Origin of the sequence: Enterobacter cloacae complex sp. 2015409 (assembly GCF_041365315.1) — a bacterium.
Lineage (GTDB): Bacteria > Pseudomonadota > Gammaproteobacteria > Enterobacterales > Enterobacteriaceae > Enterobacter > Enterobacter pseudoroggenkampii.
The window spans coordinates 102468-120192 of sequence record NZ_JBFTVM010000004.1; the positions used below are offsets into that span (position 1 = coordinate 102468).

Here is a 17725-nt window from a genome sequence, read left to right on the forward strand (position 1 = left end):
GCTTGCCTTATAAAAAGTAGCGATCGCGGAAGGTCAACAGCGCCTTTTCAAAACAGCTAAACGGCGGGTGAACGATGCCCGCCCCAATCATGCCGATGCCCGCGTCTTTGTGGGCAATGGCGGTGTTAATCACCGGCAGAATGCCGCTGCCCGCGACTCTGGTGATGTCGATAGCGGTCGGAACCCCCATAAACGAGAGCAGCGGAATGGTGACGTTCGGGTTTTCGCCGAGGGTGATTTCGCGCATCTGGCGGGAGAAGTCGATAGCTTCCTCCACCGTGCCGCCCACCAGCGCAACGATTGCCGGGGCCGTCGCCATCGCAAAACCGCCGATGCCGTAGGTTTCGGTGATGGCGCTGTCGCCGATATCCAGCCCGGAGTCTTCCGGCTTATAGCCCGCGAACATCGGGCCGATCACCTGCTGCGCCGGGCCGGTGAACCACTGCCCCGGCAGGCCGGAAATGCGCAGGCCAAACTCGTAGCCGTTGCGCGCCATGGTAGTGACCACGGTGCTGTACTCAATCCCGTGAGCGGCGTCCAGCGCGGCCTTACACATCGCCATCCACGTCGGGCCGGAGAAGTAGTCGCTGCTGGCGACAAACTCAAATACCTCGCGCTGCTGCGCCACCGGATAGCCCGCCTGAATCAGCCCCGGCGTCAGCGCCTGGATCAGCAGCGTGGTGCCCGCGTTGTTGCGGTTGTGGCACTCGTCGCCCATGTGCAGCGCCTGGGCCAGCATCAGGCGCAGGTCGATTTCGCCGATAATCTTCATCGCATCGCGCAGCATCGGGCCAAGCACGTCGCGCATCCAGTTCAGGCGGTCGATCACGCTCTGGTCGTTGGCCCCCATGCGCAGGATCTTCGCCATCTGCTCGCTGAGGTTGGTGAAGGCGCGGTTGCCGTAGGTTTTGTTCTCAACGATGTGCATAAACATCGACGCGGAGGTGACGCCCGCCATCGAGCCCACGCAGTCGTGCTCGTGGCACGGCGAGAACGTAATATCCCCGGAGGCGGCAAGCCGTGCCGCGTCGTCCAGATCTTTCGCCAGCCCTTCAAACACCAGCGCCCCGGTGACCGCGCCCTTCATCGCGCCGCACATGTTTTCCCAGGAGACAGGCGGACCGGCGTGCAGAATGGTGGTGCGGGTCATCCCCGGCACAACGTTAATCGCCTGGTCATAGCCCACCAGCACCGGATGGGACTGAATAATGCGCTCAAGCGCAAGCTTGTTGGCGGCGGCGATCTTCTCCGCCAGCGGTTTTTCCGCCAGCTGGTCGAGCGCCTCAACGACCTGCATATTGCCCTGCCCCGGCGGCGTCCAGTCGAGCTGGGTGACGGGTACGTGCTGTTTTTTAAGATCGTCGCTGAACATCGCGATGCCGACGTTGATGACGTTCAGCGGCTGGTTGAATAAGGTGGTCATTATGCGTTCTCCCCTTTGCAGACAAATTCGCGTGCCAGTAATCCGGTGTTGGTGCTGCTGCTGGCCCAGATGACGCCTGCGTCGGTCAGCAGCTGGCACTGCTGCGCCAGCGACTGCGGATCCTGGTCGGTACCCAACACGTAGCCGAGGATTTCCAGCGGACGGTTATCGGCTTTCGCGATGGCCTGCGCCTCCTTAATGGCGTCGAGCATCACGCCGACCGGATCCTCGTGCGCGCCGAAGCCCAGCACGAAGTCCATCACGATAACGCCGACTTCCGGGTCGCGGGCCTCCTGCAGTAGGCGGCCGATGCGGTTGGTCGGGTCGATCATCGGGTGCGGCTTGCCGTTGGTGAAGTCGTCGTCGCCAAAGTCGAGGAAGGTATGGGCTTTACTGACGCTGACGTCCTGCAGGCGTTTAGCGGGATCCGGCTGGATATTGCTGTAGACGTCGTCGAATTTCGCTAGCGCCGCGAACATCGCCTCGTCGCACAGGGTGCCGCCGCAGAACAGGCCGCGAATGTACTTCTGCTGCGGAGTCAGGCGGGCGCGCACCTCTTCAATCAAAGGCCAGTTGAGCGGATGCAGATCAAGGGACTCTTTTTTGATGCCGGTGAGCAGGACCGCCTTCAGGGCTGCCTCTTTGGTGCCGCGCGCAAACTGCAGGCCGTCCTCATCGGCGGGCGGTTCGCTGCGCCCGAGGAAGCAAACAACCACCGGCTTGCGGCAGGCGCGGGCGCGGGCCAGCACCTTTTCTGCCACGGCAGGCGCCGCTGGTTTGGAGATCAGCGCAATCACCTCTGTGCCCTCGTCGGCTTCCAGCATGTCGATGGCGTCGAGCATCATCAGACCGCCAATTTTCTCGCTGAGATCGCGCCCGCCGGTGCCAATCAGCTGCGATACGCCGCCGCCGAATTCGTGAATGCGCACGCTCAACTCCTGGCTGCCGGTGCCGGATGCGCCGACGATGCCAATCGAGCCGCGGCGCACCGCGTTAGCAAAGCACAGCCCCGCGCCGTTGATGATGGCGGTGCCACAGTCCGGCCCCATCATCAGCAGCCCTTTCTGGTGCGCCAGCTGCTTCAGCGCCAGCTCGTCGTTGAGCGACACGTTATCGGAGAAGAGCATTACGTTGAGATCGTTTTCCAGCGCCTGACGCGCCTCGCGGGCGGCGAAGGTGCCGTTGACGGAAATCACCGCAAGGTTGCTGTCCGGGCGATGGGTTTTGGCACTGGCAATCGTCGCGTAGCGAGCTTCATGGGAACCTGCGCTCTCTTTACGCGTGAACAGCGCTTCAATAGCGGCCAGCGTTTCATCATTCGCCGCGTCGCCTTTAATCACGATCATCAGGTCGCCGTTTTTGGCTTCCGCTAATTCCGGCGTTAATAGCCCGAGGTTTTTTAATACGCCTTTATTCATCTCCGTCGCCATGGCCACAAACGCCTGGTCGACGCCCGGCAATTTATTGGCTTTGGTGGAAACGGACATTAATGACACCGAATCAAAATACGTATTCTTTTTTATAACGATTTTGGTTGGCATTGTTTTCTCCTGAATACGGATAAAAGGGGGCCGCCGTCGTGCAAAATGCACGTCGGTAAAAATACTTTTGAATTAACGGCCAGCCGGAAATGGCTGGCCGATTGCTTTACGCGCCCGCCGCCAGCAGCAGGTCGGCAATCTCAGTGAAGCCTTTCTCCCGTGCCAGCCCGAGCGGGGTTTTGCCGTATTTGTCGGTCATGTGCGGGTTCGCGCCGTGATCCAGCAGCAGCTTCACGATCGCCTGCTGCTTTGCGCCGCCGTCGTTTAGGACGATGGCTTCCAGCAGCGGCGTCCAGCCAACAAAGTTGGTGTGGTTGACGTTGATATCGGTTTTTTCCAGCAGCTCGCGTACGATCTCCACGTGCCCTTTTTCACTGGCTGGCGTAATGCCCACGCCGCCAAAGCGCGTCAGGCGGTCGAGATCCGGGTTCGCGGGCAATACCAGCCGCAGGAGAGTTAAATCATTCGTCAGGCAGCTAATGAGGAAAGGGTTAAAGCAGGTCTGGTCCTGTTTATCAATATCCGCTCCGGCGGCAATTAATAACTCTACGCAGGCATAATGTTTTTTCAGGCTGGCAATAATAACGGCGGTTCTTTTCTGGCGGTTGGTGGCGTTAATATCCACGCCTTTCTCCAGACAAGCTTTTAGCGCATCGCTATTGCCCTCCTCTGCCGCCAGCAGAAATTCAGTAACGAGTTCAGTTGCAGACATATTCAGACTCCTGATGTTTTTATTTCTGTTGACCTGAGAATAGCAACAGCCTGGTCATAAAAGAATCCGCTTAAAAATGATTCATCGACAGTCAATTCATTGTTGAGTTAAATTCAACAAACCGGTCAAAACGTGCGTCTGTGCAACCTTTTTCTTATGTTTATCCGCTTTTTAGCGCTCGAGACTGCATTATGCTTATGCCTGATGAAGCCTTACGCACCAGGGCTTTAAGCAAAGATCCAGAACTGTGATCGGCTTCAAATGCGTTGTAACAACGCTGTTAAAATATGTTCAAAACTGATGGCTGAAGGGAGTGAGATATGAATTCCATCTTTACCGAAGAGAACCTGCTGGCCTTTACTACCGCCGCACGCTTCGGCAGCTTCAGCAAAGCCGCCGCCGAGCTGGGCGTCACCACGTCCGCCATCAGCTACACCATTAAGCGCATGGAGACCGGGCTGGACGTGGTGCTGTTTGTGCGTAACACGCGCAGCATTGAGCTGACCGAGTCCGGCTTTTACTTTTACCGTAAGGCCACCGACCTGCTTAACGACTTTCACGCCATCAAGCGCGGGATTGATACCATCTCACAGGGCATCGAGGCGCGGGTGCGCATCTGTATTAACCAGCTGTTGTATACGCCGCGCCATACCGCGCGGCTTCTGCAGGTGCTGAAAAAGCAGTTTCCCACCTGTCAGATCACCGTAACCACGGAGGTCTATAACGGGGTGTGGGACTCCATCATCAACAACCAGGCCAATATCGCCATCGGCGCACCGGACACACTGCTCGACGGCGGCGGGATTGACTACACCGAGATCGGCGCCATCCGCTGGGTCTTTGCCATCGCGCCGGAACACCCGCTGGCCTTCGTCCCGGAACCGATAGCGGAGAGCCAGCTGCGCCTGTACCCCAACATCATGGTGGAAGATACTGCGCATACCATTAACAAGAAGGTAGGCTGGCTGCTGCACGGACAGGAAGCCATTCTGGTGCCGGACTTTAATACCAAATGCCAGTGTCAGATCCTGGGCGAAGGGATAGGTTTTTTACCGGAGTATATGGCGCGGGAAGCGGTGGAAGACGGGCTGCTGGTGACGCGGCGTATCAATAACCCGCGTCAGGACTCGCGCATGCTGCTCGCCACGCAGCATGCCGCGACCGGCCAGGTCACGCGCTGGATCAAACAGCAGTTTGGCCCCCAGGGCGTGCTGACCGGGATCTACAGCGACTTACTCTGGCGCGCTTAGTTCTTACTCTGAACCCAAAAGGCATGGATAAGACCCGGGATGTAACCCAGCAGCGTCAGAATAATGTTGATAATAAACGCCCAGCCGAAACCTTTGCCCAACAGCACGCCCAGCGGCGGCAACAGGATGGTAAAAATAATACGCCAAAAACCCATATCAAAACTCCGTGCAAGCTAATCCATTGAAAATAATAAAGAGAACTATCTCTAAGAATAGCCAGTTTACCTGTCTGCGCCAGTTCTCTCCCCTGCGTTTACCCTCTTTTACGCTTTTGACGCTGGCGTAATGCGTACAATTACTTTAGCATTACCTTAATTAAGTAAATGCTAAACTATAATGACCGAACTCGAACAGCTTCAGGCCAGCGCAGAGCAGGCCGCAAACCTTTTAAAAGCGATGAGCAACCCGCGTCGGCTGCTAATCCTCTGCACCCTGTGCGGCGCCCCCGGCACCAGCGCGGGGGAACTGGCCCGCGCGACGGGGCTAAGTCCTTCCGCCACGTCGCAGCATCTGGCGCGCATGCGTGAGGAAGGTCTTATCGACAGCACCCGCGACGCGCAGCGCATTCTCTATTTCATTAAAAACGATGCGGTGCATCAGCTCATCAGCACCCTGAAAACCCTTTATTGCCCGTAAGGAGCCGCCATGTCACTTCCCCTTATTTCACCGCGCGAGGCCAGCGCCCGCATCGCTGAAGGCGCAAAACTGATTGATATTCGTGATGCCGACGAGTACGCCCGCGAGCATATTCCCGCCGCGCAGTCCGTGCCGCTGGATACCTTACCCGGCGGTCTTAACGCTCAGGCGAGGGATACGGTGATTTTTCACTGCCAGTCTGGTGCCCGCACCTCAGGCAATGCCGACCGCCTTGCGCAGGCCGCCGCGCCCGCTCAGGCATTTGTGGTCGAAGGGGGCATTCAGGGCTGGAAGCAGGCCGGGCTGCCGACCGTCGAAGACAAATCCCAGCCGCTGCCGCTGATGCGTCAGGTGCAAATTGCTGCCGGGCTGTTGATACTCTGTGGCGTAGTGCTGGGCTATAGCGTCTCCAGCGGCTTTTTCCTGCTCAGCGGTTTTGTCGGAGCCGGGCTGCTTTTCGCCGGTGTGACGGGCTTTTGCGGTATGGCGCGACTGCTCAGGGTAATGCCCTGGAACCGGCGTACCTCATAAGCAGTAATCGGTGAAATACGCTGTACCCGGCGTCAGGCGTGGGATAAGGTGAAGATCGCTAAAACGATGAGGAGGTAATATGTTTTCTGTCGGTGATTATGTGCAACCGCGTAAAGGCGGCCCGAAACTGAAAGTGCTCGAAGTGAACGGTGACAGCATTGTGGCGGTTCAGGCCAGCAATGAGCAAGGCGAGAAATATACTCTGAAAGCTGCCGATGTGGCGCCGTATAACGAAGAAGGCGATTTCGGCGTCTGCTGAACAGCCAGCCGGGCGGCGTGTACCGCCCGGCTCACCTGTCAGATCAGAAAATCATCCAGCGATTTACCGTTTGCCAGCGCGTTGGCAATAGGCTTTGGCGTGCGGCCCTGGCCGGTCCACGTTTTCTCTTCACCGTTCTGGTCAATAAAACGATATTTTGCTTCACGCGGCTTGCGCTTTTTCGCTGGATTACCCGTCAGTGCCCTTTCAGAGCCCAGAAGGTCAGTCGGTGAAATACCATCGGCTTTCATCAGTTCCAGCAGGGCATTAATTTTTTCCTGCTGTTCAGCACGCTGCTGCTCTAATTCCGCCAGCTCACTCCGTTTCTCTTCAGTAACGACCCTGACCTTTTCCAGCGTTTCCTCAAGCACGTCCAGGGATAATTCACGCGCCATGGCACGCAGAGTTCGGATATTATTAAGATTCTGTAACGTCGAAGACATATTATTTGAAAACCTTCTCTTTAGGGTAAATAGATAAATCGTCGACAGAATAATTCATTTCCGCTGAAATATCTACCCGTGGGGGCGCCCTGCCTGTAGGGTAAATATGTTTAAATATCACTGCGAATATTATCTTATAACGCCTGCGGGATATGCATGGATTCAATCATCGCATCAATATAAATGGTCAACTTTAATCAAAATTTCAGCATTCTACGCCTCGCACAAGAGGAACGATTCTCCCCCTGGCGCCATAAACACCAACCATCTGATTTACCTGAAAAAACAGCCAATCGAGACAGATTATAACGAACCGGATAAAAAACAATCACTTTTAGAGAATTTTGTGGACAAAAGGCGATTAAATAAAAATTAATCACTAGTTGTTAGTTCAAACGCAGAGATATACGCTATACACGTCAAGCAAACCAACCTAAAGCACTAATCGCTTCAGGAAAATCGTTTCTTTTGTGTTCTTCTCAAGGAGTTCAGACATGTTCTCACCGCAATCACGCCTTCGCCATGCCGTGGCGGATACTTTCGCGATGGTTGTCTACTGTTCCGTTGTGAACATGCTGATCGAAATATTCCTCTCCGGAATGTCCTTCGAGCAGTCACTTTCTTCTCGTCTGGTGGCGATCCCGGTCAATATAATTATTGCATGGCCTTACGGCTTATACCGCGATGCCGTCATGCGTTTTGCGCGTCGTATCAGCCCCGCAGGCTGGGTGAAAAACCTGGCGGACGTTCTGGCCTATGTGACGTTCCAGTCGCCGGTTTATGTGGCCATTCTGCTGACAGTGGGTGCAGACTGGCACCAGATCGCTGCGGCGGTCAGTTCGAATATTGTGATTTCAATGCTGATGGGTGCGGTATACGGCTATTTCCTCGACTACTGCCGCCGCCTGTTTAAGGTCAGCCAGTACAGTCAGGCAAAAGCGTGATGTGAAGCGACTGGCGCACGCCAGTCGCGAATTTACTGTACGTCGCCAAACAGTCCCTTCAAAAACCGCTCCAGCGCCATGCGTGAGCTGAAGCCATGCGGAATACCATAATGCTCATGCCGTTCACCGCCCAAATAGAGCGGAAATTGCTGATAGTGATCGCAGGTTTTAATATCCGAGGCAGGCTCAGCAAATGACAGACTTCTGTCTTTCAGCGTCGGGTGAATAATGAGAGCGGTACGTCCCATTCTTGCTTCACGATTAACGTAAACATAATTATCGCCGCGGCGATATCCATACGCTTTTGGTGTCACCTCATCCATGGTGAATCCCTCTTTTTCAAGAACGCGCGCCACCTCATCAGGTCGTAAATACATATCTTTTCCTCGTTATCTTTTCCTGCCCGGCAACCTTACAGTATTCAGCATTAGCAGGGCTTTCAGAATAATCCATAAACTGCCGGATAACGCGTGATGCGCTTCAGATATTAAATTTCTGAACTAAACTGAACGGGAACACAAAATTACGGAGGATCGTATGTTTAACAGACCGAACCGAAACGATATTAATGACGACGCTCAGGATATTCGTAATGATGTCAGCCAATTAGCGGACACGCTCGAAGAGGTGCTGAAGTCCTGGGGAAGTGACGCGAAGGACGAAGCGGATGCCGCAAAACGTAAGGCTCAGTCTCTGCTCCGTGAAACCCGCGCACGCTTAAACGGCCGCACGCGTACGACACAGGCTGCCTGCGATGCGGTCAGCTGCGCAACGACCTTCGTGCGCGAGAAACCGCTCTGTACGCTCGGCACGGTAGCGGCCGTCGGTATCTTTGTGGGCGCTCTGCTTAGCCTGCGTAAATAACCCGCTCACGCACCGTTATCTGCCTCGGTGGTCAGTGGCTGCCGGGGCTTTTCTTTGCCTTCTCGCCTGTAAAACCCGTATAGCCTGCCCTGCCCCGCTGTGCTCATCATCGGGACAACATCAATCTAAATTTCCCATATCTTGTATGGTTGAAACTTAAGACAACTACATATAGTATTCCTTTTAGCAAGACACACACAACCTGACGCGATGACTCGCGCCGTTCTCTCATTTTAAATGGAAATACGAATCATGAGCATTATTATTTACACTCGTAACGATTGTGTTCAGTGCCACGCAACCAAACGGGCAATGGAAAGCCGCGGCGTGGCGTTTGAGATGGTGAATATTGACCAGCAGCCCGAGGCCGCCGATACCCTTCGCGCGCAGGGTTTCCGTCAGCTTCCGGTGGTGGTGGCCGGGGAGACCAGCTGGTCTGGCTTCCGCCCGGACATGATCAACCGCATCGCCGCACAGGCCGCACGGGCATGAGCAGACTGGTGTTCTTCTCCAGCAGCTCGGAAAACACGCTCCGCTTTATTGAGCGCGTCGGGCTGCCTGCGGTGCGCATTCCCCTTAACGAGCGGGAGCGGATCCGGGTAGAGGAACCTTACATTCTGGTGGTGCCCAGCTATGGCGGAGGCGGTACGGCGGGCGCTGTGCCTCGCCAGGTGATCCGCTTTCTGAACGATCCCCATAACCGGGAGCTGATCCGCGGCGTCATTGCGGCGGGGAATCGCAATTTCGGCGATGCCTTTGGCCGCGCCGGAGATGTCATCTCTCAAAAGTGCGGCGTGCCGTATCTCTATCGCTTTGAGCTGATGGGGACGCAGCAGGACGTCGAAAACGTGCGTAAAGGAGTGAACGAATTTTGGCAACGACAACCGCAGAACGGGTAATGCAGGCGACGCCGGATTACCACGCATTAAACGCCATGCTTAACCTCTATGACCGGGAGGGACGCATTCAGTTTAATAAAGACCGTGAGGCGGTGGATGCCTTTTTTGCCGCCCACGTGCGGCCCAACAGCGTGACTTTTGCAAGCCAGAATGAACGTCTCGACTATCTGGTTAACGAGGGCTACTACGACGCGCGCGTCCTCACCCGCTATGAACGCGCCTTCGTCGTGAAGCTGTTTGAACGCGCCCATGCCAGCGGCTTTCGTTTCCAGACGTTCCTTGGCGCGTGGAAATACTACACCAGCTATACCCTGAAGACCTTCGACGGTAAACGCTACTTAGAAAGCTTTGAAGACCGCGTGGTGATGGTCGCGCTGACCCTGGCGCAGGGTAATGAAGCGCTGGCGGAGCAGCTCACCGACGAGATCCTCTCCGGACGCTTCCAGCCCGCCACGCCAACCTTCCTCAACTGCGGCAAGGCCCAGCGCGGTGAGCTGGTCTCCTGCTTCCTGCTGCGCATCGAAGACAATATGGAGTCGATTGGCCGCGCGGTGAACTCGGCGCTGCAGCTTTCCAAACGCGGCGGCGGCGTGGCGTTTCTGCTCTCTAACCTGCGTGAAGCGGGCGCGCCGATCAAGCGCATCGAAAACCAGTCCTCCGGCGTGATCCCGGTGATGAAGATGCTGGAAGATGCGTTCTCCTATGCCAACCAGCTTGGCGCGCGCCAGGGCGCGGGCGCGGTTTACCTGCACGCGCACCATCCGGACATTCTGCGTTTTCTCGATACCAAACGCGAAAACGCCGACGAAAAAATCCGCATCAAAACCCTGTCGCTGGGGGTGGTGATCCCGGATATCACCTTTAAGCTCGCCAAAGAGAATGCCGAGATGGCGCTCTTCTCGCCGTATGACATCGAGCGAATTTACGGCAAGGCCTTTGGCGACGTGGCCATCAGCGAGCTCTACGACGAACTGGTGGCCGACGATCGCATTCGCAAAAAAACCATCAACGCCCGCGATTTCTTCCAGACGCTTGCCGAAATTCAGTTTGAGTCCGGCTATCCGTACATCATGTTTGAGGATACGGTGAACCGCGCGAACCCGATTGCCGGGCGCATCAACATGAGCAACCTGTGCTCGGAGATTTTGCAGGTCAATAGCGCGTCAGCCTACGACGAAAACCTGGACTACGCAGAGATCGGCAAAGACATCTCCTGCAACCTCGGGTCGCTGAATATCGCCCACACCATGGATTCACCCGACTTTGGCCGCACGATAGAAACCGCCATTCGCGGGCTGACGGCGGTGTCGGACATGAGCCACATCCGCAGCGTGCCGTCTATTGAAGCGGGCAACGCCGCGTCGCACGCCATCGGGCTGGGGCAGATGAACCTCCACGGCTATCTGGCGAGGGAAGGCATCGCCTACGGCAGTCCGGAAGGACTGGACTTCACCAACCTCTATTTTTACACCGTCACCTGGCACGCGCTGCACACCTCAATGATGCTGGCGCGCGAGCGCGACCAGCGCTTCGCGGGCTTTGAGCAGTCCCGCTACGCCAGCGGGGAATATTTCAGCCAGTATCTGGAAGGCGACTGGCAGCCGAAAACCGAAAAAGTGCGCGAACTGTTTGCTCGCGCGGGGTTTACCCTCCCGACGCGTGAGATGTGGCAGCAGCTGCGTGACGACGTGATGCGCTACGGCATCTACAACCAGAACCTGCAGGCGGTGCCGCCAACCGGTTCGATCTCCTATATCAATCACGCCACCTCGAGCATTCACCCGATCGTATCGAAAATTGAAATTCGCAAAGAAGGCAAAACCGGGCGCGTTTACTACCCTGCCCCGTTTATGACCAATGAGAACCTGGCGCTCTATCAGGACGCGTATGAGATCGGGCCGGAAAAAATCATCGATACCTACGCGGAGGCGACAAAACACGTGGATCAGGGGCTGTCGCTGACGCTGTTCTTCCCGGATACCGCCACCACGCGGGATATCAACAGAGCGCAGATCTACGCCTGGAAGAAAGGCATCAAAACGCTCTACTACATTCGCCTGCGCCAGCTCGCGCTGGAAGGCACCGAAATTGAAGGCTGCGTGTCCTGCGCGCTGTAAGGAGAAAGGATGAAACTGTCACGCGTGAGTGCCGTTAACTGGAACAAAATCCAGGACGACAAAGACCTGGAGGTGTGGAACCGCCTGACCAGCAACTTCTGGCTGCCGGAAAAGGTCCCGCTCTCCAACGATATTCCGGCCTGGCAAACGCTGAGCCACGCCGAGCAGCAGCTGACGATCCGCGTTTTTACCGGCCTGACGCTGCTCGACACCATTCAAAATACCGTCGGCGCACCGGCGCTGATGAGTGACGCGCTGACGCCGCACGAAGAGGCGGTAATGTCGAACATCAGCTTTATGGAGGCGGTGCACGCCCGCTCCTACAGCTCGATTTTCTCCACCTTGTGCCAGACCAAAGACGTCGACGCTGCCTATGCCTGGAGTGAAGCGAGCGAGTCATTGCAGAGAAAAGCGGAGCTGGTGCTGACGTATTATCGGGCCGACGAGCCGCTGAAGAAGAAGATCGCCAGCGTGTTTCTGGAATCGTTCCTCTTCTATTCCGGGTTCTGGCTGCCCATGTACTGGTCGAGCCGGGGCAAGCTCACCAACACCGCCGATTTGATTCGGCTCATCATTCGTGATGAAGCGGTGCACGGGTATTACATCGGCTATAAGTATCAGAAAGGGCTGGAGAAAGTCAGCGAGGCAAAGCGCGAGGAGCTTAAAGGCTTTGCGCTCGATTTGCTGATGGATCTGTACGACAACGAGCTGAGCTATACCGAGGAACTGTACGCCGGCACCGGCTGGGAGGAAGACGTGAAGGCCTTCCTCTGCTACAACGCCAATAAGGCGCTGATGAACCTGGGATACGACGCACTTTTCCCACCGGAGATGGCGGAGGTGAACCCGGCGATTCTGTCCGCGCTGTCGCCCAACGCCGACGAAAACCACGATTTCTTCTCCGGGTCGGGTTCGTCGTACGTGATGGGCAAAGCGGTGGAAACCGAGGATGAAGACTGGGATTTTTAATGAACGTTAACGTTCGTTAATTTAATATAAACCCAACAATTTCCTCTCTAATATTTACAAAGCAACTACACTGTCATTTCCGAGTCATATTCGCCTGAATCATTCCGATCCAGGCGAAATTCCCCGATGCAGCAGCAAAAAATTGAGAAAAATTCAAAACGCTCTCAGCCCTTTATTCATGGGAAATTCAGCCGTTTCGCTTCCCTGAAAATTCACGTCATAAGCAAACCCAGGGTTGTCTCAGATTCTCAGTATGTTAGGGTTATGCCCGTTAACAATTTACCATGGTAATCATATCGACATAAACAAATAACAGGACACTCTCTATTGCATGGCAATTAAATTAGAAGTGAAAAATCTTTATAAAGTATTTGGCGAGCATCCGCAGCGCGCATTCAAATATATTGAAAAAGGCCTTACGAAAGAGCAAATTCTGGAAAAAACCGGGCTATCGCTTGGCGTTAAAGACGCCAGTCTGGCCATTGAAGAAGGCGAGATTTTTGTCATCATGGGATTATCCGGTTCGGGTAAATCCACTATGGTTCGCCTTCTCAATCGCCTGATTGAACCCACCCGCGGACAGGTGCTGATTGACGGCGTGGATATCGCCAGAATATCAGACGCTGAGCTTCGCGAGGTGCGCAGAAAGAAGATCGCAATGGTGTTCCAGTCATTCGCGCTAATGCCGCACATGACGGTACTGGATAATACCGCCTTCGGCATGGAATTAGCCGGCACGCCGGCTCAGGAACGTCAGGAAAAAGCCCTTGATGCATTGCGTCAGGTCGGGCTGGAAAATTATGCGCATGCGTACCCGGATGAACTTTCCGGCGGTATGCGTCAGCGCGTGGGATTAGCCCGCGCATTAGCCATTAATCCAGATATTTTATTAATGGATGAAGCCTTCTCCGCCCTCGATCCGTTAATTCGCACCGAGATGCAGGATGAACTGGTAAAATTACAGGCTAAACATCAGCGAACGATTGTCTTTATTTCCCACGATCTGGATGAAGCCATGCGTATTGGCGACCGTATTGCCATTATGCAAAACGGTGAAGTTGTGCAGGTCGGCACGCCGGATGAAATACTCAATAATCCGGCGAACGATTATGTCCGTACCTTCTTCCGCGGCGTGGATATTAGCCAGGTCTTTAGCGCCAAAGATATTGCCCGTCGAACGCCAAACGGCATTATTCGTAAAACCCCAGGCTTCGGCCCGCGCTCGGCGCTTAAGCTGCTGCAGGACGAAGACCGTGAATACGGTTATCTGGTTGAACGCGGCAATAAATTTGTCGGCGTTGTCTCCATCGACTCTCTGAAAACCGCGCTCAGCGAAAACCAGGGGATCGATGCGGCGTTGATTGACGCTCCGCTTGCCGTGGACGCCGAAACGCCGCTCAGCGAGTTGCTCTCTCACGTGGGTCAGGCGCCGTGCGCCGTGCCGGTCGTGGGCGAGGAACAACAGTACGTCGGCATCATCTCAAAACGGATGCTGCTGCAGGCTTTAGATCGCGAGGGGGCAAACAATGGCTGATCAATCAAACCCGTGGGGCACCACTGAAGCAGCGGACAGCGCTGCGCAATCCGCCGACGCGTGGGGTTCCACGCCAGCCCCCGCCGACGGCGGCGGCGCGGCAGACTGGCTCAATAGCGCACCCGCGCCTGCGCCAGAACACTTCAACATCATGGATCCGTTCCATAAAACGCTGATCCCGCTGGACAGCTGGGTGACGGAGGGGATCGACTGGGTGGTCACGCACTTCCGTCCGGTTTTCCAGGGGATCCGCATCCCGGTGGATTACATCCTGAACGGCTTCCAGCAGCTGATGCTGGGCATGCCGGCACCGGTGGCGATTATCCTGTTCTCCCTGATCGCCTGGCAGTTTGGCAGCGCCGGCATGGGTGTCGCCACGCTGATTTCGCTGATTGCCATCGGCGCGATTGGGGCCTGGTCGCAGGCGATGATCACCCTGGCGCTTGTGCTGACCGCCCTGCTCTTTTGCATTGTCATCGGCCTGCCGATGGGGATCTGGCTGGCGCGCAGCCCGCGGGCAGCGAAGATTATCCGTCCGCTGCTGGATGCAATGCAGACCACCCCGGCCTTCGTCTATCTGGTGCCGATTGTGATGCTGTTCGGCATCGGCAACGTGCCGGGCGTGGTGGTCACCATTATCTTTGCCCTGCCGCCGATTATTCGTCTGACCATTCTCGGGATCAACCAGGTGCCTGCGGACCTGATCGAAGCGTCACGCTCGTTCGGTGCCAGCCCGCGCCAGATGCTGTTTAAGGTTCAGCTCCCGCTGGCCATGCCGACCATCATGGCGGGCGTTAACCAGACGCTGATGCTGGCACTCTCGATGGTGGTGATTGCCTCGATGATCGCTGTTGGCGGACTGGGCCAGATGGTGCTGCGCGGCATTGGCCGTCTCGACATGGGGCTGGCCACCGTCGGCGGCGTCGGGATCGTGATCCTCGCCATTATTCTTGACCGCCTGACTCAGGCCGTCGGTCGTGATTCACGCAGTCGCGGCAACCGTCGCTGGTATACCACCGGCCCGGTCGGGTTACTCACCCGCCCTTTCACGAAATCAAAATAAGGAACAACGATGCGACATAACGTCCTTTTTGCCACAGCGTTTGCCACCCTTGTCTCCACCAGCACCTTCGCGGCTGATCTGCCGGGCAAAGGCATTACCGTGCAGCCGGTGCAGAGCACCATTTCGGAAGAGAGCTTCCAGACCCTGATCGTCAGCCGCGCGCTGGAAAAACTCGGCTACACGGTTAACACGCCGAGCGAAGTGGATTACAACGTGGGCTATACCTCGATTGCCTCCGGTGACGCCACCTTCACCGCCGTGAACTGGCAGCCGCTGCACGACGACATGTATGCCGCCGCCGGTGGCGACAAGAAATTCTACCGTGAAGGCACATTTGTCACCGGCGCGGCGCAGGGTTATCTGATCGACAAGAAAACCGCCGATAAGTACCACATCACCAATATTGAACAGCTGAAAGATCCGAGGATCGCCAAACTGTTCGACACCAACGGTGACGGCAAGGCCGACATGATGGGCTGCTCGCCGGGCTGGGGCTGTGAAGCGGTGATTAATCACCAGAATAAAGCCTTCGATCTGGCGAAAACGGTCGACGTGAGCCACGGCAACTATTCGGCGATGATGGCCGACACCATTGCCCGCTTCAAAGAGGGTAAACCGGTGATTTACTACACCTGGACGCCATACTGGGTGAGCGACGTGCTGAAGCCGGGAAAAGACGTGGTGTGGCTGCAGGTACCGTTCTCCTCCCTGCCGGGCGAGCAGAAAGACATCGACACCAAGCTGCCGAACGGCATGAACTACGGCTTCCCGGTGAACACCATGCATATCGTGGCCAACAAAGCCTGGGCCGAGAAAAACCCGGCAGCGGCGAAGCTGTTCTCGGTGATGAAGCTGCCGCTGGCGGACATCAACGCCCAGAACGCGATGATGCACGCGGGTAAATCCTCCGAAGCGGATGTGAAAGGCCACGTGGACGGCTGGATCAAAGCCCACCAGCAGCAGTTTGACGGCTGGGTGAAAGAGGCGCTTGCGGCGCAGAAGTAAAAACAAACCCCTGCCCCTCGCCCTAACCCTCTCCCCTTGGGGGAGAGGACCGGGTGAGGGGGCACCAGACCGCACCATTCCCCTAAACCGCACAATCCATCACCCAACAATCCCCCAACATTCACAATCATTAGCTATTATGGTTTCCGGAAAAATAATCACTCAACTAACGATTCCTGAAACTAATGACAAAAACCACTCAAGGGCTTAGCCCCGCACTCATCCTTTTAATGTCCGTGGCAACGGGTCTGGCGGTCGCCAGCAACTATTACGCGCAGCCTCTTCTCGACACCATCGCCCGCGCGTTCAATCTCTCCGCCAGCTCCGCAGGCTTTATCGTTACCGCTGCACAGCTCGGCTATGCCGCCGGACTGCTGTTCCTGGTGCCGCTCGGCGATATGTTTGAACGCCGAATGCTGATCGTCTCCATGACCCTGCTGGCCGCCGGTGGGATGCTGATCACCGCCAGCAGCCAGTCGCTGACGATGATGATCGTCGGTACCGCGCTAACGGGGCTGTTCTCCGTGGTGGCGCAAATCCTGGTCCCGCTCGCCGCGACCCTCGCCTCCCCGGAAAAACGCGGCAAGGTGGTGGGCACCATCATGAGCGGCCTGCTGCTGGGGATTTTGCTGGCGCGTACCGTTGCCGGCCTGCTGGCAAGCCTCGGCGGCTGGCGCACCGTATACTGGGTAGCGAGCGTGCTGATGGTTATCATGGCGCTGGCGCTGTGGCGCGGGCTGCCAAAAGTGAAGCAGGAAAACCACCTGAACTACCCTCAACTGCTGGCCTCCGTTTTCAGTTTGTTCACCCAGGATAAGCTTCTGCGCACCCGCGCCCTGCTGGGCTGTTTCACCTTCGCCAACTTCAGCATTCTGTGGACGTCGATGGCGTTTCTGCTTGCAGCGCCGCCGTTCAATTATTCCGAAGGGGTGATTGGCCTGTTCGGTCTGGCAGGTGCCGCAGGGGCACTGGGCGCGCGTCCCGCAGGAGGGCTGGCCGACAAGGGTAAATCCCACCTGACCACCTCCGCAGGGCTGATTTTACTTCTGCTCTCCTGGGCGGCAATCTGGTACGGGCACGTCTCGGTGCTGGCGCTGATCGTCGGCATCCTGGTGCTCGATCTCACCGTTCAGGGCGTTCACATCACCAATCAGACCGTCATCTATCGCGTGAAGCCAGAGGCGCGTAACCGCCTGACGGCCGGTTACATGACCAGCTACTTCATTGGCGGCGCGGCGGGTTCGCTCATTTCAGCGTCTGCGTGGCAGCATGCAGGCTGGTCGGGGGTATGTGCGATCGGGGCCATCGTCGCCACTCTTAACCTGCTAGTATGGTGGCGTGGTTACCATCGCCAGGATGCAATTCACTAAGTTTTACATTGCGTTGGCCTCTTAGGGTGTTAAGAGGCCTTTCACTCTGTTAATGTAAACGTAATCATTTATCCCAGAAATTTTAATGTGGGTGACATATTTACAATCGGCATGAATAGTTCAGACCCCCGTCCTCACATCCTCTCTTCAGCGGGTTCACACCCT

The 17725-nt window shown here is 56.3% G+C and carries 20 protein-coding genes; 14 read left to right on the forward strand and 6 right to left on the reverse strand.

Annotated features, from left to right (window positions below; genetic code table 11):
• Window positions 1–7: 7 nt before the first annotated feature.
• The 3 genes from ACDO57_RS18400 to ACDO57_RS18410 all read right to left on the reverse strand — a co-directional run bounded on the left by ACDO57_RS18400 (window position 8) and on the right by ACDO57_RS18410 (window position 3676).
• Complete coding sequence (locus ACDO57_RS18400; RefSeq protein ID WP_370884398.1) at window positions 8–1423, reverse strand: DUF1116 domain-containing protein; 1416 nt, start codon at window positions 1421–1423, stop codon at window positions 8–10.
• Window positions 1423–2964, reverse strand: a complete 1542-nt coding sequence (gene fdrA / locus ACDO57_RS18405) for an acyl-CoA synthetase FdrA (protein ID WP_024907674.1) — start codon at window positions 2962–2964, stop codon at window positions 1423–1425. The genes ACDO57_RS18400 and fdrA overlap by 1 nt, the downstream gene beginning before the upstream one ends.
• Window positions 2965–3070: 106 nt before the next feature.
• Window positions 3071–3676 (reverse strand): ankyrin repeat domain-containing protein, encoded by a 606-nt coding sequence (locus tag ACDO57_RS18410; protein ID WP_370884399.1) that lies wholly within the window; start codon window positions 3674–3676, stop codon window positions 3071–3073.
• 320 nt (window positions 3677–3996) lie between these two features.
• Between ACDO57_RS18410 and ACDO57_RS18415 the strand changes: the two genes are divergently transcribed.
• On the forward strand, window positions 3997–4926 hold the full coding sequence (locus ACDO57_RS18415; RefSeq protein WP_025759721.1) for a LysR substrate-binding domain-containing protein: 930 nt from the start codon (window positions 3997–3999) through the stop codon (window positions 4924–4926).
• Here the strand turns inward: ACDO57_RS18415 and ACDO57_RS18420 are convergent.
• Window positions 4923–5081, reverse strand: a complete 159-nt coding sequence (locus tag ACDO57_RS18420) for a YqaE/Pmp3 family membrane protein (protein WP_370884400.1) — start codon at window positions 5079–5081, stop codon at window positions 4923–4925. The genes ACDO57_RS18415 and ACDO57_RS18420 overlap by 4 nt on opposite strands.
• Window positions 5082–5262: 181 nt before the next feature.
• Between ACDO57_RS18420 and ACDO57_RS18425 the strand changes: the two genes are divergently transcribed.
• From ACDO57_RS18425 to ACDO57_RS18435, 3 genes are all read left to right on the forward strand, one after another.
• Window positions 5263–5562: a helix-turn-helix transcriptional regulator gene (locus tag ACDO57_RS18425; protein ID WP_024907677.1), complete on the forward strand. Its 300-nt coding sequence runs from the start codon at window positions 5263–5265 to the stop codon at window positions 5560–5562.
• A gap of 9 nt (window positions 5563–5571) precedes the next feature.
• The gene (locus ACDO57_RS18430; protein ID WP_370884401.1) at window positions 5572–6093 is read left to right on the forward strand and encodes a rhodanese family protein; all 522 of its coding nucleotides are present in this window, start codon (window positions 5572–5574) and stop codon (window positions 6091–6093) included.
• A gap of 79 nt (window positions 6094–6172) precedes the next feature.
• Entirely contained in the window at window positions 6173–6352 is a 180-nt protein-coding gene (locus ACDO57_RS18435; RefSeq protein ID WP_024907679.1) for a hypothetical protein, read from the forward strand.
• 38 nt (window positions 6353–6390) lie between these two features.
• On the opposite strand, the gene stpA is transcribed toward ACDO57_RS18435, so the two are convergent.
• The gene (gene stpA, locus ACDO57_RS18440; protein WP_370884402.1) at window positions 6391–6795 is read right to left on the reverse strand and encodes a DNA-binding protein StpA; all 405 of its coding nucleotides are present in this window, start codon (window positions 6793–6795) and stop codon (window positions 6391–6393) included.
• Window positions 6796–7289: 494 nt separating this feature from the next.
• Here stpA and alaE point away from each other — a divergent pair, with 494 nt between their 5' ends.
• Complete coding sequence (gene alaE / locus ACDO57_RS18445) at window positions 7290–7739, forward strand: L-alanine exporter AlaE (protein WP_008502567.1); 450 nt, start codon at window positions 7290–7292, stop codon at window positions 7737–7739.
• Window positions 7740–7771: 32 nt separating this feature from the next.
• On the opposite strand, the gene ACDO57_RS18450 is transcribed toward alaE, so the two are convergent.
• Window positions 7772–8116, reverse strand: coding sequence for a DUF2002 family protein (locus ACDO57_RS18450; RefSeq protein ID WP_024907681.1), 345 nt, complete (start codon window positions 8114–8116; stop codon window positions 7772–7774).
• Between the two features lie 160 nt (window positions 8117–8276).
• Between ACDO57_RS18450 and ACDO57_RS18455 the strand changes: the two genes are divergently transcribed.
• From ACDO57_RS18455 to ACDO57_RS18495, 9 genes are all read left to right on the forward strand, one after another.
• A complete protein-coding gene (locus ACDO57_RS18455) occupies window positions 8277–8603 on the forward strand; it encodes a DUF883 domain-containing protein (protein WP_008502569.1) in 327 nt (108 codons plus the stop codon).
• A gap of 252 nt (window positions 8604–8855) precedes the next feature.
• Window positions 8856–9095 carry a glutaredoxin-like protein NrdH gene (gene nrdH, locus ACDO57_RS18460; protein ID WP_008502570.1) on the forward strand — a complete coding sequence of 80 codons (240 nt, stop codon included), beginning with the start codon at window positions 8856–8858 and terminating at the stop codon, window positions 9093–9095.
• Window positions 9092–9502 carry a class Ib ribonucleoside-diphosphate reductase assembly flavoprotein NrdI gene (gene nrdI / locus ACDO57_RS18465; RefSeq protein WP_024907682.1) on the forward strand — a complete coding sequence of 137 codons (411 nt, stop codon included), beginning with the start codon at window positions 9092–9094 and terminating at the stop codon, window positions 9500–9502. The genes nrdH and nrdI overlap by 4 nt, the downstream gene beginning before the upstream one ends.
• Window positions 9475–11619, forward strand: coding sequence for a class 1b ribonucleoside-diphosphate reductase subunit alpha (nrdE, locus tag ACDO57_RS18470; protein ID WP_370884403.1), 2145 nt, complete (start codon window positions 9475–9477; stop codon window positions 11617–11619). The genes nrdI and nrdE overlap by 28 nt, the downstream gene beginning before the upstream one ends.
• Before the next feature lie 9 nt (window positions 11620–11628).
• Window positions 11629–12588, forward strand: a complete 960-nt coding sequence (gene nrdF, locus ACDO57_RS18475) for a class 1b ribonucleoside-diphosphate reductase subunit beta (RefSeq protein ID WP_370884404.1) — start codon at window positions 11629–11631, stop codon at window positions 12586–12588.
• A 331-nt stretch (window positions 12589–12919) separates the two neighbouring features.
• Window positions 12920–14122 (forward strand): glycine betaine/L-proline ABC transporter ATP-binding protein ProV, encoded by a 1203-nt coding sequence (gene proV / locus ACDO57_RS18480; RefSeq protein WP_127732090.1) that lies wholly within the window; start codon window positions 12920–12922, stop codon window positions 14120–14122.
• Window positions 14115–15185, forward strand: coding sequence for a glycine betaine/L-proline ABC transporter permease ProW (gene proW, locus ACDO57_RS18485; RefSeq protein ID WP_048990878.1), 1071 nt, complete (start codon window positions 14115–14117; stop codon window positions 15183–15185). The genes proV and proW overlap by 8 nt, the downstream gene beginning before the upstream one ends.
• A 9-nt stretch (window positions 15186–15194) precedes the next feature.
• Complete coding sequence (gene proX / locus ACDO57_RS18490) at window positions 15195–16190, forward strand: glycine betaine/L-proline ABC transporter substrate-binding protein ProX (RefSeq protein WP_370884405.1); 996 nt, start codon at window positions 15195–15197, stop codon at window positions 16188–16190.
• 185 nt (window positions 16191–16375) lie between these two features.
• The gene (locus tag ACDO57_RS18495) at window positions 16376–17560 is read left to right on the forward strand and encodes an MFS transporter (RefSeq protein ID WP_032647999.1); all 1185 of its coding nucleotides are present in this window, start codon (window positions 16376–16378) and stop codon (window positions 17558–17560) included.
• Window positions 17561–17725 lie beyond the last annotated feature (165 nt).